At 31.5% G+C, this 15,326-nt stretch carries 17 protein-coding genes, 1 pseudogene and 1 riboswitch; of the genes and pseudogenes, 7 read left to right on the top strand and 11 right to left on the bottom strand.

Annotated elements, in window-relative coordinates; all coding sequences use genetic code 11:
- Positions 1-283: 283 nt before the first annotated feature.
- Positions 284-376, top strand: coding sequence for a putative holin-like toxin (locus tag GTO82_RS01360; protein WP_180873509.1), 93 nt, complete (start codon positions 284-286; stop codon positions 374-376).
- Positions 377-562: 186 nt separating this feature from the next.
- On the opposite strand, the gene GTO82_RS01355 is transcribed toward GTO82_RS01360, so the two are convergent.
- Together GTO82_RS01355 and GTO82_RS01350 are read right to left on the bottom strand one after the other, a co-directional pair.
- Positions 563-754 carry a hypothetical protein gene (locus tag GTO82_RS01355; RefSeq protein WP_235058720.1) on the bottom strand — a complete coding sequence of 64 codons (192 nt, stop codon included), beginning with the start codon at positions 752-754 and terminating at the stop codon, positions 563-565.
- Positions 755-761: 7 nt separating this feature from the next.
- Entirely contained in the window at positions 762-1,022 is a 261-nt protein-coding gene (locus GTO82_RS01350) for a hypothetical protein (protein ID WP_180873508.1), read from the bottom strand.
- A 149-nt stretch (positions 1,023-1,171) separates the two neighbouring features.
- On the opposite strand from GTO82_RS01350, the gene GTO82_RS01345 reads away from it, so the two are divergent.
- Both GTO82_RS01345 and GTO82_RS01340 read left to right on the top strand, forming a co-directional pair.
- On the top strand, positions 1,172-1,705 hold the full coding sequence (locus GTO82_RS01345) for a TetR/AcrR family transcriptional regulator (RefSeq protein ID WP_023599177.1): 534 nt from the start codon (positions 1,172-1,174) through the stop codon (positions 1,703-1,705).
- A gap of 1 nt (position 1,706) precedes the next feature.
- A complete protein-coding gene (locus tag GTO82_RS01340; protein ID WP_180873507.1) occupies positions 1,707-2,291 on the top strand; it encodes an NAD(P)H-dependent oxidoreductase in 585 nt (194 codons plus the stop codon).
- Positions 2,292-2,349: 58 nt separating this feature from the next.
- On the opposite strand, the gene GTO82_RS01335 is transcribed toward GTO82_RS01340, so the two are convergent.
- A complete protein-coding gene (locus tag GTO82_RS01335) occupies positions 2,350-3,633 on the bottom strand; it encodes a Fic family protein (protein WP_127795701.1) in 1,284 nt (427 codons plus the stop codon).
- Positions 3,634-3,933: 300 nt separating this feature from the next.
- Here GTO82_RS01335 and GTO82_RS01330 point away from each other — a divergent pair, with 300 nt between their 5' ends.
- Positions 3,934-4,911 carry a helix-turn-helix domain-containing protein gene (locus tag GTO82_RS01330; protein WP_180873506.1) on the top strand — a complete coding sequence of 326 codons (978 nt, stop codon included), beginning with the start codon at positions 3,934-3,936 and terminating at the stop codon, positions 4,909-4,911.
- A 173-nt stretch (positions 4,912-5,084) separates the two neighbouring features.
- Positions 5,085-5,177, top strand: a complete 93-nt coding sequence (locus GTO82_RS09860; RefSeq protein ID WP_180873505.1) for a putative holin-like toxin — start codon at positions 5,085-5,087, stop codon at positions 5,175-5,177.
- Between the two features lie 159 nt (positions 5,178-5,336).
- Here GTO82_RS09860 and GTO82_RS01320 read toward each other — a convergent pair whose 3' ends face one another.
- Both GTO82_RS01320 and GTO82_RS01315 read right to left on the bottom strand, forming a co-directional pair.
- On the bottom strand, positions 5,337-5,846 hold the full coding sequence (locus GTO82_RS01320) for a YbhB/YbcL family Raf kinase inhibitor-like protein (RefSeq protein ID WP_180873504.1): 510 nt from the start codon (positions 5,844-5,846) through the stop codon (positions 5,337-5,339).
- Between the two features lie 162 nt (positions 5,847-6,008).
- Positions 6,009-6,641, bottom strand: coding sequence for a TetR/AcrR family transcriptional regulator (locus GTO82_RS01315; protein WP_180873503.1), 633 nt, complete (start codon positions 6,639-6,641; stop codon positions 6,009-6,011).
- 206 nt (positions 6,642-6,847) lie between these two features.
- Here GTO82_RS01315 and GTO82_RS01310 point away from each other — a divergent pair, with 206 nt between their 5' ends.
- Positions 6,848-7,240, top strand: coding sequence for a hypothetical protein (locus tag GTO82_RS01310; protein ID WP_180873502.1), 393 nt, complete (start codon positions 6,848-6,850; stop codon positions 7,238-7,240).
- 187 nt (positions 7,241-7,427) lie between these two features.
- On the opposite strand, the gene GTO82_RS01305 is transcribed toward GTO82_RS01310, so the two are convergent.
- The 6 genes and pseudogenes from GTO82_RS01305 to guaA all read right to left on the bottom strand — a co-directional run bounded on the left by GTO82_RS01305 (position 7,428) and on the right by guaA (position 14,175).
- On the bottom strand, positions 7,428-7,709 hold the full coding sequence (locus GTO82_RS01305; protein WP_260983168.1) for a hypothetical protein: 282 nt from the start codon (positions 7,707-7,709) through the stop codon (positions 7,428-7,430).
- Positions 7,710-7,756: 47 nt separating this feature from the next.
- Positions 7,757-8,200, bottom strand: a complete 444-nt coding sequence (locus GTO82_RS01300) for a restriction endonuclease subunit S (protein ID WP_180873501.1) — start codon at positions 8,198-8,200, stop codon at positions 7,757-7,759.
- 41 nt (positions 8,201-8,241) lie between these two features.
- Positions 8,242-9,630: pseudogene (locus GTO82_RS01295) on the bottom strand (IS3 family transposase).
- Between the two features lie 37 nt (positions 9,631-9,667).
- Positions 9,668-10,339, bottom strand: coding sequence for a restriction endonuclease subunit S (locus GTO82_RS01290; RefSeq protein ID WP_180873500.1), 672 nt, complete (start codon positions 10,337-10,339; stop codon positions 9,668-9,670).
- Positions 10,326-12,401, bottom strand: coding sequence for an HsdM family class I SAM-dependent methyltransferase (locus GTO82_RS01285; RefSeq protein ID WP_180873499.1), 2,076 nt, complete (start codon positions 12,399-12,401; stop codon positions 10,326-10,328). Before GTO82_RS01285 ends, GTO82_RS01290 begins: the two co-directional genes overlap by 14 nt.
- 220 nt (positions 12,402-12,621) lie before the next feature.
- Entirely contained in the window at positions 12,622-14,175 is a 1,554-nt protein-coding gene (guaA, locus tag GTO82_RS01280) for a glutamine-hydrolyzing GMP synthase (RefSeq protein ID WP_180873498.1), read from the bottom strand.
- A 187-nt stretch (positions 14,176-14,362) separates the two neighbouring features.
- Here guaA and GTO82_RS01275 point away from each other — a divergent pair, with 187 nt between their 5' ends.
- Complete coding sequence (locus GTO82_RS01275) at positions 14,363-15,139, top strand: beta-carotene 15,15'-monooxygenase (RefSeq protein ID WP_180873497.1); 777 nt, start codon at positions 14,363-14,365, stop codon at positions 15,137-15,139.
- 43 nt (positions 15,140-15,182) lie between these two features.
- A riboswitch (purine riboswitch) is annotated at positions 15,183-15,281 on the top strand.
- Positions 15,282-15,326 lie beyond the last annotated feature (45 nt).

Below are 15,326 nucleotides of genomic sequence, written 5' to 3'. Positions count from 1 at the left end.
CTTACTCCAAATAAGTTTTCTCTTTTGACTCTATCATATCAATAATTTTACTATAGTTTAGTATTAGCTACTTACGATGATACTTTTCAAAGAGAACTATTTTTTGAATATAATTATGATAAAAGCCCGCGAAATTAATCGCGAGCTTTTTGACTAATCTATATTCTTTTGCAAACAAATTTTCGCTATAATTATATCTGCAGAAAGTTTTATGAGCAGTGGCTGTTTTTCCTCCCGGAGGTGAGGCCTATGGTCCGACATCGATTGGAAAGGGTTCAGCCAGATGAGCGTATACGAGGTTATCTCGTTAATGCTTTTGTTTGGTACCTTTGTGTTAGCTTTGCTGACATATATTGATCATCACAACAAAAAATAAACAAAAACGCCGCTCAATTCATAACTTTGGCAGGTTTATTGAGTAGGCGCATGTCAACTTTATAACTTTAGCCACCGCTCTTAAAGCGGGCTTCATGGGAGATCTTCGGATCTCCTTTTTCTTTACCTAAATTATAGCATATTTATCAAAAAAGCCCGCAAATTAATTGCAAGCTTCTCCACTCTACTAATATTTAGAACTATGCCTCTTCAAAATAGTGGCAACTTTTATCATTTCATCCTCACTGTCAGCTGCAGTGGTAACTCCTAGTATCAATGCTATACCTTCTGACTTATTTAGCGACAAATTATATCCGTTTTTCTTTAAAAACAATTTAGTTGCAACATATGCAGTTCGTTTATTTCCATCAGTAAAAATATGTTTTTTATAAATCTTTCAATGCCCAAATCAAGTCTGAATCTTCATTTAAAATGTTAGCAATTTCTTTTTTATTTTCTTGAGAAATCTTTGAAAATTTATTATAAGATATCGACCTTCCATCTAGAGATATTTCTTTAATGAATTGATCACTAGGATTAAGATCTAATAATTCAGTATCCTTTTTTCTCAGTCTTATTGCTTCAGAATTGCCAGTCGTAAATAATTTAGACATTTTATATTTATCATAATTTGCAGTGTGATCCATAAAATTGTCCTTTCACTATCTTATAATTACAATTATATCGTTTGTATATACATTTATTCTTGCATATTTATCTCTATTTTTGTTAGTTTATGATAACAGTGTTATCATAAACTAAAAAGATAACACTGTTATCAAGAAAGAAGATAAAAATGACAACCGAAGAAAAAATTATAAATCAAACCATTCATCTAATTGACACTAATGGATATCAAAACTTAAGTTTACGCAAACTTACAAAGGAACTTGGACTTACAACAGGTGCTTTTTATAGACATTTCAAAGATAAAAATGAACTATTTCAAAAAGCAGTAATCCAATTATCTAAACGATTTATTGAGCAGATCCCATTAAATGTAGACTATTCATCTAAGCAACAGTTACTCATTATCGCTAAATATATTTGTCAGTCTATAACTATGCATCCCAACCAAATGGACTTCTTATTCTACCAATTGTCAGCACTGGATTTATATTCAAATGCTAATCAATATCCCTTTTTGCAGAAAGTAAAAGCTTTAATTACTAATCTTAATTCATCAACTACTCTTTCTGATCAAGATTTATTTATTCAAATCTGGTCCTTTATTCAAGGATATGCATTACTAATTAAAAATAAAATTACTCGCTATGACGCACAATTAGTGGAATACACATTAGATCAACTTTTGAAAGGAAAAGATTAAAATGGACTTCTTAATCATCTATTGTCATCCTTATAAAAAAAGTTTTAACCATGCAATTTTAGAATCAGTAAAATCAAATTTAGCACATAAGCATAAAAGCTTTAAAGTAATTGACTTGTATCAAGAACAATTTAATCCTATTTATGACAAAGAAGAATTACGTTTATTTCATACTGGTAAAACTCATGATCCTCTAGTAACAAAATATTTAGATTACTTAAGAGAAGCTTCCGCAATAATTTTTATTACTCCACTTTGGTGGAATAGTGTCCCAGCAATGCTTAAAGGTTTCATTGATAAAGTGATGAAAGAAGGAAAAGGATTATCTCATACTGTAAGCAAAACTGGTATTCATGGCGAATTAACCAACATTAAACATACTTATGTCCTTACTACTTCAACTTCACCAACATTTTATGTAAAACTCTTTTTGGGAAATGGTATTAAACGAATTTTTGTTAATAAAACTCTAAAGCAATTAGGGATGCAAGATCGACATTGGATTCATTTTGGTGGCGTTACAAATTCTACACAACACCAGAGAATAGCTTACTTAACTAAGATTAATCACTATAATTTTTTATAAGAATTCTTAATTAAAGCCTTAGTCACTATGACTAAGACTAAAATGTACTCAATGTCATTTATATACTTAATTCATGCTGTTTAGGTTTAGAACAAATTTTATTAATCCAATTCATTTGTTCTAGCTGACTAATCGCAGACTTAGTTCGCCTAATGGAAATTCCACTCTCTTTAGAATTTAATTGAATGATATCTCTATCTCTAATTCCTAATTCTTTATTTCCAGCAAAAAGTTTAGATTCGGCTAAATAAAAAAGCACAGAGTAAATTGCTTTTTTATCGTAATCATCAGTAAGCGATGCCACTCTTTTCTTAATATTATCTACAATTTGTACTAATTTTTCCTTATCATCACTTAAAGTTGACACTATTTCTTCTTGTTGTGCAACCAATAATTTCAACATCGCAACAATAAAAAACGTTAACTCTGCATAATTTTCTGCTTGATCAGCTTCTTTAAATATTCTGTAATATGTCTGAACACGCGAGTGAATAGCAGTAGCTACAGAAAAACCAGTAAAATGATCATACTTATGCGAAATGTACGTCGACAATAAATATCTTCCCATTCTTCCATTACCATCTAAGAACGGATGCGTATTTTCAAAAAAGAAATGAGTAATCACGCTCTTATAAATTGGCGGTAAATCATCATTGTTCATAAATTCTATTAAACTAGTCAAAGATTCGTTTATGGCTTCTTCTGTCTGCGGAGGAACATGCACCGTATGAAGAGCATCCCCTATCCTTAGTTGTTCTCCCTCTGGCAATTTATCCCTAAACAGTTTTCCGTTAGGCAATTTGTTTTCTTCAATCTCTCCTTCTAATAGAGTGTCGTAAATATTTCGAAAGTCCTTAAGATTTTCAATTTTAATTAAATGCTCACTCTGAGTTTCTTGATACATTTTGATGGTTGACTGGAGTCGCTTATGGGAGGGACGTTTTCTATCTCTTTCATTATCACGAATAATTGTACTAATTTCTCCTCGATCAGTTTCTACTCCCTCTATTTTATTAGTATAGGTAATTTCAGAAACTAACAATGAATTTAAAAATTGTTGTTTGGCAATTCCAGGTAATTTTTTAGCAAGTTCTTTAATTTGATTGGAATTTTCTCTTAAATTATTTTCCAACTTAATAATTTCGGGTAAATAAACAAAAAATAATGGGTATTTATCAGTTTGGTTTTCTCTCTTATCGGTTAAGAGTGGATATAAATTTGTTTTAATTGTACTAAATCCATTCAAGCGTGATTGATAAATTTGGTCTATTTCTTCCTGACTTACCATTTGTGGCTTATGAAGATATTTTTCCTTAGATAATGAATGATATCCTTTCACCATCTTTATACTCACTTTCTTTGTTTATCTTTAACAAAAAGATCTTTTGTTACTTATCTTATTAAATACTGTAATTAATTATTAACAAAATGCCGGCTTTGTCAATAATCATTTTTATAATTTCGTTTAATTATTAACGAAGGTGGGATTTTGTTAATAAGATTCTAAAACAATTAGAGATATAAATCACTATAATTTTTCCTTTCGCAACCATTAGTTGCCTACAATGCAATCAAAAAGTGGTTGTCTGCAACCGTGATTTTTAATAAATTAAAATCAATCAACAACGAAAGGACAATCCATATGAGATTAGGTCAAAAAATCACGGAATTACGAAAAAAGAATAATCTTTCTCAAGAAGGTTTAGCTGAAAAAATGAATGTTAGTCGCCAAGCCGTTTCAAAATGGGAAAGCGATCAATCAATTCCAGATATTGAAAAAATCGTTAACTTATCAGAATTATTTGGCGTCACCACAGATTATTTACTAAAAAGTGGTGCTCCATCTTTTGAAATTAAAACAGCAGATATTCCCGCAGAAGATAAATTACCTATTTTACCTGATGAATTAGTTCAAAAATATTTGTCTACTGCCAAAAAGAGTTCACAATTACGTGCTTTGGCAATAGCTCTTGCTGTCTTCAGTCCAGCATGTATTAGTTTTTGCAGTGCTCTTTCAGGGTTCCTAATAGGTGCCAATGATAAAATGCAATTAATCATTTCCCTTATTGGATTTGCTGCAACGATTGTAGTTCTTGCAATTTCATTTGGTCTTCTAATTTATAGTTTTCTTATTATGCGTGAATTTAAGCAGTTAAATAAACAAAATTTTGATATTATGAAAGAGAAAGAGAGATTGAAGTCTACTATTCAATCATTTCACCATACTAATGATAAATATTTTGTTTTATCCTGCATCCTAGCAGTCTTAGGTATTATTGGACCAGTAATGAGTGGTCTCAGCAACTCTAATGGGACTGTCTCCCTTATTGCCTGGGGAATAACTTTCTCAATTTTCAGTGGTGCCATATATTTCTTTATATCTTATGTATCGCAACTTCGGTATCTTTCTCTTTTAGTTAAATACAGAAAGCATCTGCCGTCCAATTTACACAAATTATTTGTTTACGGGAGCTGGATTTATATTTTTGGTATTTTAGGTATAGATTACATTGTTAGCAGATTTATTGAACCTACTTTTAGCTCTACAAATGTTTTTTATTTAGGTATTATAATCTATTGTCTATTTACATATTTTTTCATTAAGGAAAAAGCAGAATAGGTTTAATAGTAAAAGCCCGCGAAATTAATCGCGAGCTTTTTGATTAATCCATATTCTGTTGCAAACAAATTTTCGTTATAATTATAGCCGCAGAAAGTTTTATGAGCGGTGGCTGTTTTTCCTCCCGGAGGTGAGGCCTATGGTCCAACATCGAATGGAAAGGGTTCAGCCTAATGAGTGTTTACGAGGCCATCTCAGTAATGCTGTTGTTTGGTACTTTTGTGTTAGCTTTGCTAACATATATCGATCATCACAATAGAAAATAAAAAACGCCGCTCAATTTATAACTTTGGTAGGTTTATTGAGTGACGTAGTTGCAATAGTATAACTTTTAACCACCGCTCTTAAAGCGGGCTGCGAAGGAGATCATAAGATCTCCTTTTTCTTTACCTAAATTATAGCATGTTTATTAGTAACTTCGACTTTTATTTTGCTCTACTTGGAACTGAAATAGTCGCACTGTCAATTATATGACCTTCCATCTCACGCAAAAAGTCGTTTAACCAGTAGCTTTCTTTTAGATCAAGTTTTGTATCTAATGCATACACGGTTAAAGTGTAATAGTGCGTATTATCAGGAGGCATCGGACCTGTATAGCCTTCAACTGGGCCAGAATTTTCACCTAAAAACTTGCTAATATTGCTATTATTTCCTTGAACAAAATCAAGGCTAGTATTCTTAGAATGACTAATATTAGCTGGCACATCTCGAACCGGAAGATTGGCAGCTAACCAGTGAATCCAAGTAAATCCACAGACTGGAACTGAATCAAAATCTCTAAAATACACAGCTAAGGTTTTTGCCTTATCAGGTGCATCAGTAATAAAAATTGGGAAAGATCTACTAGGCTTCCCTTCAATTTTTTGATCTTCATTAGCAAATTTACTGTAGCAATCCGGAATGAATCCATTCATAGTTGGAATTTCTATTTTCATTGACGTATCCCCTAAAACTGAGTTTTTTAATTACTATTATTCTCATGCTACTTCATATTTAAGTACAACTATTTCTCAATTGCCAACAAAACTACTTAATTCAATACTTTAGCCAGTTATAGTGGAGTTCAGCCTAATATACTATAAATTATTTTGTTGTCTCTAATTTTTATTTATATTCATAGAAGCTACTGGTGACTCACGTAAAAATGTAAGTATACTTTGACGAACGTCATATGGAGCTAACCTATCGCTGTATTCAAGTAAAACTCTTACCATACCAATGATACTATGTACAAATACCTGCACACTAATCATCATTCTCATTTGTTCTTTTTCATCCATTTTTAACTGATCGATATTTTTCATCTGGCTCATACGCTTCATAATTTCCTCACAACCAGTCTGGAAAATCATATTATAGAAACGCGTATCCCCATTGTCAGATAACAAGACTTGTATTTCTTTTTTATGTGCATAACAGAACTCAATGGTATTTTTTGTTGCATTTAAAATAGTTTCTAACTGATCTTCAAAAGGTGTATCTAAATCAAGATCTCCTAGTGAATCACGATCTTTTTCAACATTTTTTAGATACTCTGCAACAAAACTATCTTCTGTATCTCTTAGTAGATCATTGACATCTGAATAATATTGATAAAACGTTCTAGTACTTACGCCAGCTTTATCAATAATATCTTTTACTTTTAACTTATGCACACTCTTATTTTCTAAGCAGCTTAAAAGAGCAGCAATCAAATTATTCTTTGTATTCTGTACCCTAATATCACTCAAACTTGTTCCTCACTTCTCTTTCCTAGATATTTATCATCTGTAACTTTCTTTTACTTAATTATTAAAAATATTATATCAAAAGTAAAATAATTTTTTACTTTCGATATAAAAAGTTTTTCTTTTTCAACTTAGTTAAAATTCATTGTTTTTACTTTTTTCAATTTATATACTTTAGGTGCAATAGTAAGAATAGGAATTGATATACGATGATTAATTTAAACAACAATGATTATCAACTTAGTAGAAAAGATCAAAGATTACTTAGACAGTTTGAAAAACAAGTATTAAATTCTCAAATTTTATATCCTTTTTATCCGATTAGACATATCAATTGCGAATTTTTTCACTTTATTAAAGGTTCTGGAAAAGATTTATTGCTTGATTTCGTCATGCAGCCTCAAAAACGTAATTTGATTTTTTCTGAACTACTATTTATTAGTTATAAATACTTAACTAAAGTTAGATACGACATTGACGACTATTTTCTTAGAAAAAATTGGGTTAATCTGATTAATGTTTCATACACCAATGATACTATTACTGATGTTTCATCTTTCCTAACTAAGATAGACGAAACAAATAAGCTTGAATTTAATTAAACACTATAAAAAGCCTATTAAATCAAGGGTCATGAATACCAAGATTTAATAGGCTTCTTTAATTTATATTTTTTTCAGATACTTTTTTTATCTATTCCCTTAGAATAAGGGATGTTCCTTTAATATCAATACTTAAGCTGTTTTTTGTTTTGGCAGACTTTTAGCATACCACTTATCTTAGCTCCTGCTACATGCTGGTTGACATTAAATTCAACTTTAGATTTTTTGCGGGCTTCATATTTATGCTTCCTTCTATCTTGGAAGCTAATTCAATATCATTATTAGCAAACATATGAGCATAATATTTTAGCGTTGTCGTTGGATTTTTATGACCAAGCCGATGACTTACCTCAGTAATTAAATAAGACGCATTAGAATGCCTTAATCCTCGTCCATCTATTCTTGGAACACCTGCAATTTTTGAATAGCGCTGTAACCATTTGCCTAAAGTAGACTTTTTAGTGGACAATTATCGTAAGATAGCACAAAGCCTTTTACACTATTCTTTAACTTTTTTTAATATTTAATTATTTCAATTGTCTTATCTATTACTCTATCTTTATAATCAACTACATTTTTTATCGTTAACTTTTGTATTGCTTTAATATAATTTTCCATATATTGAAAATCTATTTTCCCATCATCCACTATTGGCAGACTGATATCAGTTGTTTTCATTCTATGAACATTCCACTTATATGTGTATCCATATTTTTTTCCGGCTTTTTTTAAAATCGCACAAAGATACTCAGCCAACTCTGGATTTAACTCTTTATCACGTAAAGTTAGAACATTTATATCATCCGAAGCCCAATATGATTCAGTTTGATAAAATGTTTCTCCAACTGAACCGTTATAACAAACAGTAATTGTATTAGGTTTAAAAATAGGTGCCTGTCCTATTCTGGCTGTTTTACCATGATTTATAGCTGTAGAACCTATAAATAAAGTATTGCCCAATTTTTGATTTGTGATATGAACCCAAAAATTAGGACATATTATTAAACTGTTTGATTTAAAACCATATTTCGATATTGAATCGGAGTATGGTTTTTTATTGAGCTCTTAATTCTAAAATTATTATAGTAATAAATATACTCTTTGATTGCATCTTCTAGTTCATCTAAATTCTTAAAATTTTTTTCAAAGCCATACCACATTTCTCGCTTTAAGATACCAAAAAATCCTTCCATTAATCCATCATCTAATGAATTACCTTTTCTAGACATTGATTGCTCAATACCATGATCTGTAAGCTATTTTTGAAAGGTAGAATGTTGATATTGCCATCCTTGATCAGTGTGAAAAATAAGACCATTTAGAGCAGGATGAGCTTTATAAGCTAGGTCAAGCATGGTCATTACTTGTTCTAAAACTGGACGGCGACTTAATGTATAAGAAATTATCTCATGGGTACACCCATCCATAATTGGTGATAAATATAATTTTTCGCCGTTTAAATGAAACTCAGTTATATCTGAATACCACTTTCTATCTGGTAAAATGGCTAAAAAATTGCGACAGATCAAATTAGGTTTGATTTCACCTACAGTTCCTCGATAACTTGAATATCTTTTTCTACGTCTAATGGCAATACCAAATAAATGCATCTTTTTCATCAGACGCTTTACTTTCTTATGATTGATTTTAATTCCTTCAATGTGCAATTGAGCTGTAATTCTTCTATAGCCGTAGCGATGTTTATGTTCTTCAAATATTTCTTTGATACGTTTCATGATCTGATGATTTTTTGAATCTTTATCATTTTGTTTTAGAACATAGTAATAATTACTTTTAGATAAGTGAGGTAAATCAGGATTAGAATTGATTACATTTAATATGAAACTGACGGTTACATGAAGTTCTTGCCTTAGTTCAGTAACCACCTGAGCTATTTCTGGTGCTTTTGGTTTTTTCTTTTGGAAACTAAGGCGCTCAATTTTTTTACAAATTCGTTTTCGACAGTAAGCTTGAGATTCTCTTGTTTTAAGTCTTTTACTTGTTTTTGTAGTTCTTTGATTTGTTGGTCTTTGCTTTTCATGATGTGGTCTGCCTTTCTTATGATTAATGACATTATACCCATCCTCTTTATATTTGCGAAGCCAATTATAGATCATACCTGAGCTTGGCAATCCCAAGTCTAATGAAACTTGATTCGCTGGTTCATCGTTAATCAATATTCTTTTAATGGCAGTTTTCTTAAATTCTACTGAATAAGAAGAATATGATTTATTCAAAATTTCTAAGCCGTGAAGGTCTATTAGACGGATTAAATAATATAAATTGTCAGGTCTTACTCCATATTCTCTACCTAGTTGAGATAGTGACTTATGATAATGCTTCCAATTATTGTAGATGTCAATTTTGTCTTGCTTAGATAATTTAGACATAATAAAAACCTCGAAATTCTTGTCCGAATTTCGGGGTTCATATCATTGCTTTAGTTAATCTTTTTCCTTTTTTAATTTTAAAAATATCATCAATTTTATATTTTCTAAATTCAGGTTTATAACTTAAAACTTTCTTATCTTCATCTGTTAATTTGTAATTATTCAAACCAGTAACTAGTAAATAGTTTTCGAGTGCCTTCACTCGATCTTGTTCGAGTGCCTTCACTCGATCTTGTTCGAGTGCCTTCACTCGATCTTCCATATATTGAAAATCTATTTTTTTATTTTTGGTAATTGGCAACTTTATTATCCATTTGGGGACATCATTAATATTAGTAGTATAGTTCTTTTTTTTAAATAACTTTCTTAAAATTGCCAAAATATACAACATATGGTGATAATTATAATTGCTAAATTTAGGGATAAGTGCCTGAAATGCTCCATTATTTCCACTTCTATAAAAGCTCTCACTAATCATTCCTACGCTACCAGTGCTGGAAGCATAAGCAAAGATCGGTTTTTTCGTATCTACTTTGAATAGATACTTTGGGGGCAATAAAACTTTCTGAGAATATTGATATTTAATATTCTGACCAAAGACATGATAGCCTTCTTCCGAATAAGTCATTTTTTCAGTTACTTTTGAAAAGCCTTTAACTGTCATTTTTGTAAATAATTCTGAGATTGTAAAATCCTTAAATTCTATCATTTTCACTCCCCTTTTTTATCAATTGACTAACTTTCCAACTTAGGTATTCTGCTACTACATTCTTAAAATCTTCTTCAGTAGGAGTAGTATCAATAACTTGGTGTTGACTAAATGTCCAATCATTCCCATCTAAACTAATTGAATCATGAATGACTTTACCATTAGCTTCTGTATAATAACTGGTCTTTGGTTTCTTACCTAAGATAATTGCTTCGACTTCTTCATAGCGTTCTTTAGCATGATCAGTATCACGAAGATTTACCTCTTGACTGGATTTCTTACGATTTTGTCTAGTGTATCCATCTTCAGACATATCAACAAAAGTTACCATGTCATCTTCTTCATGTGGTCGTGCTACTTTAAAGACGTAAATAGCTGTCTGTACTGAAGCTTTGCCAGTAAAGATATCATTCGGCATATGAATTGAAGCAACTAAAGTATTATTCTCTAGAATCCGCTTGGTATAAGGTAATCCATTGCCACTACCGGCATTTTCTTGAATTAAAATTGCAGCATATCCGTTTGTCATTTGTGATAAAGCTTCTTCTACAAAGTTAAATCCTTTACCATCAGCTGAATATGGTGGATTTAACAAAAAGACATTAGCTGGAAAAGATAATTGTTTGTAAATCTTATGGGAATCATCATTAAGCATATTAGTAGAACCGTCGCCCATAAGAATCATATTTAAAACTGCAAGTATGTAGATATTTCCTAAAATTTCAACACCTAATAGCTGATGTTGTTTGATATTCCTTATTTTTTTCTCTAGTTTTTCACTATCTTGAATACTATTCTTAGCATCTTTAATCATAATATCCATAGCCGAAACTAAGAATCCACCACTACCCATAGCAATATCCCAGACGAATGAATCTTTATTTGTTCTAGCCAACATAGCCATAAATCTAGTTACATAGCTTGGTGTCAAAACAACATCGTTAGCCGCATCATTCTCAATTGATACCCAGTCACTTAAAGAATTTAATATTTTACCAGTAAAGTCTAGGTGTAAATTACCTTCTAATAAAGGAATAACATCTGTACTTATTTGAGCGTAAAGACTTTTAATAAGACTTTCACCGTTTATCGGTTCCCACATTCCTTTCTTTCTAAAGATAGGACCCAATAAAGAATTAATCAAATCAATTTTATTCCTCTCAGCATTACGAGCAGTTAAAAAAGATGAAATATGCTGCAATACAAGAGTTCCATCATTCATTATCTCACTATTGTTAGAACTTAAATCTGATACTTCTAGACGTTTGATGCCCTGTGTATTAAGGCCTGCCATAATTAAGCCAGTAAACAAATATAACTTTTCATTAGTTTCCAACGTATGTTTTATAGATTTATCATCGTAAATACGTTGGTGAATTTCTTTGATTCTTGATTCTAACTTAGTTTCAGTTTCTTTTTTTAGTTTTTCGATTTCCTCATCGGTTAAGCTCAATTTATCGAAAATATCGTATAATTTTCCAATATTATTCTGTTTTAGTAGAACTAAAGATTTATCTAATTCTTTTACATGCTTAGGAAGCATATTATTATTTTCTGAAACATAATATGCCTTACATTCAGGATCAGATACAACACCATCGTCATCTAACTTAGTTCCGTTCACACCAATGATTAGAACCTCTTTATAAGTAGAATACTTCAAAATAGCTCTACCATAGTGCAGAGCACCATTAACAGCATAAGTAGTGATAGTAGAATAATTTATATCGCCTTTTTTATGTGGATTTTTGGCACCTTCTTTTGAATCCGAAGCAAACTTAGTTTCAAGAATAATATTGCCTTCTTTATCTAACTTTTCCAGCTTATTCTTTCCACCTTTAGCTTCGATCATAACTGGAATTCTGCGTGAATGTCCATCATCCAATAGCAATTTAATATCAGGGTAGTTATTCCCTTTACCACCAGATTTTGACTCTGCTTCACTTAAAGCATTGGAAATATCATTATTAATACTTTCCGTTTTACCAAAGTGTCTGATACCATATTCATCAAATTTGTTTTTATAATATTCTTCTACTTTTTCTTCAATACTTTTTGCCATAATTGCACCTAATTTATCATTATTTTTAACTATTCTATTATCTGTTAAATTTCATTTCGTCACAATATCATTCTTCAATATAAATAAAAAGCGCTCAATTTTATATTGAGAGCTTCAATAATTTGGCAGACAACCAAATCGTTTTCTATTATTTTGTCTGGAAATTGCTTTAGTTAAATGCTGTTAAATTAGGATTCTCTCTCCAATTAGCATTGTTATCCTATTCCCATTCAATAGTGGAAGGTGGCTTACTGGTGATATCGTAAACTACGCGGTTAATGTGATCACATTCATCTACAATTCTAGTAGAAATCTTGCTCAAAACATCCCATGGAATTTGGGCAAAGTCAGCAGTCATACCATCAATTGAAGTTACGGCACGAATACCGATGGTGTAGTCATAAGTACGACCATCCCCCATAACACCAACTGAACGAATACCTGGTAAAACAGTGAAGTATTGCCAAATATCTTCTTGAAGACCAGCATTCTTGATTTCTTCACGTAAAATTGCATCTGATTCACGCACGATCTTAAGCTTGTCTTCAGTAACTTCACCAATAACACGAATACCAAGACCTGGACCTGGGAATGGTTGACGCCATACCAAATCATGAGGAATACCGAGCTTTTCACCAAGTTCACGAACTTCATCCTTGAAAAGTTTACGAAGTGGTTCAATTAATTCAAAGTGCATGTCCTCAGGAAGACCACCAACATTGTGGTGTGACTTAATAGTTTGAGCAGTGTTAGTTCCTGACTCAATAACATCTGTATATAAAGTACCTTGAGCTAAGAAGTCAACATCTTTTAACTTTTTAGCTTCTTCGTTGAAGACTTCAATAAATTCTTTACCAATGATCTTACGTTTTTGTTCAGGATCAGTTACTCCCTTGAGCTTATTCAAGAAACGTTCTTGTGCATTTACGCGAATAATATTAACGCCAAGATCCTTGTTCAAAGCTTGCATTACTTGATCGCCTTCATCTTTACGAAGCATCCCGTGATCAACAAAAATCGCAGTTAATTGATCGCCAATTGCCTTATGAAGAAGAGTAGCAGTAACACTAGAATCAACCCCACCAGAAAGACCTAAGATGACCTTCTTATCGCCAACTTTTTCACGAATTTCTTCAACTTGCATTTCAATAAAGTCATCCATGGTCCAGTTTGCTTCGGCATCACAAACCTTAAATGCGAAATTTTTTAAAATATCTAAACCATATTCAGAATTGCGAACTTCGGCATGGAATTGAATTCCGTAGAATTTCTTCTCATCGTTAGCAATTGCAGAAATTGGACAATTCTTGCTTTTAGCAGTTACAGTAAAGCCTTCTGGAGCCTTAGTTACTAAATCACCATGACTCATCCAAACGTATTGTTCTCTTGGCAAGCCTTCAAATAAAACTGCATTAGGATCAGTTACCTCAATATCGGCACGACCATACTCGGAATTATCAGCCTTTTCGACCTTACCGCCTAAATCGTAGCTCATGAGTTGCATCCCATAACAAATCCCCAAAATTGGAATACCAAGCTTGAAAATTTCAGGATCAACTTTTAAAGCACCCTTGTCGTAAACACTGTTTGGACCACCAGAAAAGATGATTCCCTTAGGTGCCATTTCTTTGATCTTTTCAATGCTTAAGTTATGTGGTAAAAGTTCTGAATAAATACCAAAATCACGAATTCGACGAGTAATCAATTGATTGTATTGACTACCAAAATCAAGCACAATAATCTTGTCAAAATCATTTAGATTAGTCTTAGCCACAATTTTCTCCTTCTAAAAAATAATTTATCCCTATTTACTAGAAACTTTACTAAGAAAAATTCAATTGGTCAATCATTAATTTATTTTTTAACTTCACAAGCATCAAAATAGCGCTCTTATAATTTGTTATATAAAATTGAAGTAAAACTATATTATTTAACTTTTATATACAAAAGAGGTGACACCTATGTCTCAAAAAAATTATGTATCTCAATCTTCTATTCAAGACTTTTTATCTGCTAGAAAACGCAGTTCTACTTTGATTGCTACTGGCGTCATGCTATGTATTTTCTCACCCATTACTTTATTAATCTTAATCAGCCTAATAAGATTAGATATCTTAACTTCATCGATTAATTTTGCAACAGGAATTGGCGTAATTGTTTTAATACTTCTAGTTGCAGCCGCTGTAGCTCTCTTTATTGCGGGAAATCACTGGCTAAAAGTTCACGAAAATTTCGAGTATGAAGAATGTAATCTTTCTGACAAAACAAAAGAGCAAATTTTCAAATTGAGTAAAGAATATGAAAATCAGCACCTAGTGCTAAAGATTATTGGCATTACTTTCTGTATTTTATCTGCCATTCCACTTATGACGGGATCTTTATTTATTGGGTCTCTTTCAAATAGTCGAATTGATGATCTAATGACTGGTCTTTCAACTGCTACGCTTTTTCTTGTAGGAATTGGTGTCTTTTTCTTAGTCAAAACCAATATTGTTCGTGATAGTTTTAATATTATTTTGCAAATAGAGGACTATACTACTGAGAAAAAAACCAACAAAAAAATAATTGAAAAATATGCCACTATTTACTGGATGACTATTTCTTTTATCTATCTTGCTTATAGTTTCATTAACAATAATTGGAGTCAAAGCTGGATTATTTGGCCACTTGCTGGAATTACATATGGGATTCTTGAAACAATCATTTCTTTAAAAAAGAAAAAATCAATTTCAGAATAATACATCAAAAAAGAGGCCTTGTGTTCGGAAAATGATTCTGCTACACTCTAAATATCAAAATATCTATATATCGTCGTAATAAGGTCGACAGTTTCTACCCGGAACCAATTAATTCTGGACTATAGGTAATCGATGTCATAAGTAGCACTACAAAGGACTTCTTTTACCCTAATTTACGGGTAGAAGA

It is taken from the genome of Lactobacillus johnsonii (assembly GCF_013487865.1).
Lineage (GTDB): Bacteria > Bacillota > Bacilli > Lactobacillales > Lactobacillaceae > Lactobacillus > Lactobacillus johnsonii_A.
The sequence above is the reverse complement of the archived record's forward strand: the minus strand, read 5'-3'. Positions and strand labels throughout refer to the sequence as shown.

Excerpts from the sequence above, each read along its gene's own strand:
- GTO82_RS01360 (WP_180873509.1), top strand. The coding sequence starts at position 284 with ATGAGCGTATACGAGGTTATCTCGTTAATGCTTTTGTTTGGTACCTTT.
- GTO82_RS01350 (WP_180873508.1), bottom strand. The coding sequence starts at position 1,022 with ATGGATCACACTGCAAATTATGATAAATATAAAATGTCTAAATTATTT.
- GTO82_RS01345 (WP_023599177.1), top strand. The coding sequence starts at position 1,172 with ATGACAACCGAAGAAAAAATTATAAATCAAACCATTCATCTAATTGAC.
- GTO82_RS01340 (WP_180873507.1), top strand. The coding sequence starts at position 1,707 with ATGGACTTCTTAATCATCTATTGTCATCCTTATAAAAAAAGTTTTAAC.
- GTO82_RS01335 (WP_127795701.1), bottom strand. The coding sequence starts at position 3,633 with ATGGTGAAAGGATATCATTCATTATCTAAGGAAAAATATCTTCATAAG.
- GTO82_RS01330 (WP_180873506.1), top strand. The coding sequence starts at position 3,934 with ATGAGATTAGGTCAAAAAATCACGGAATTACGAAAAAAGAATAATCTT.
- GTO82_RS09860 (WP_180873505.1), top strand. The coding sequence starts at position 5,085 with ATGAGTGTTTACGAGGCCATCTCAGTAATGCTGTTGTTTGGTACTTTT.
- GTO82_RS01320 (WP_180873504.1), bottom strand. The coding sequence starts at position 5,846 with ATGAAAATAGAAATTCCAACTATGAATGGATTCATTCCGGATTGCTAC.
- GTO82_RS01310 (WP_180873502.1), top strand. The coding sequence starts at position 6,848 with ATGATTAATTTAAACAACAATGATTATCAACTTAGTAGAAAAGATCAA.
- GTO82_RS01290 (WP_180873500.1), bottom strand. The coding sequence starts at position 10,339 with ATGATAGAATTTAAGGATTTTACAATCTCAGAATTATTTACAAAAATG.
- GTO82_RS01285 (WP_180873499.1), bottom strand. The coding sequence starts at position 12,401 with ATGGCAAAAAGTATTGAAGAAAAAGTAGAAGAATATTATAAAAACAAA.
- GTO82_RS01275 (WP_180873497.1), top strand. The coding sequence starts at position 14,363 with ATGTCTCAAAAAAATTATGTATCTCAATCTTCTATTCAAGACTTTTTA.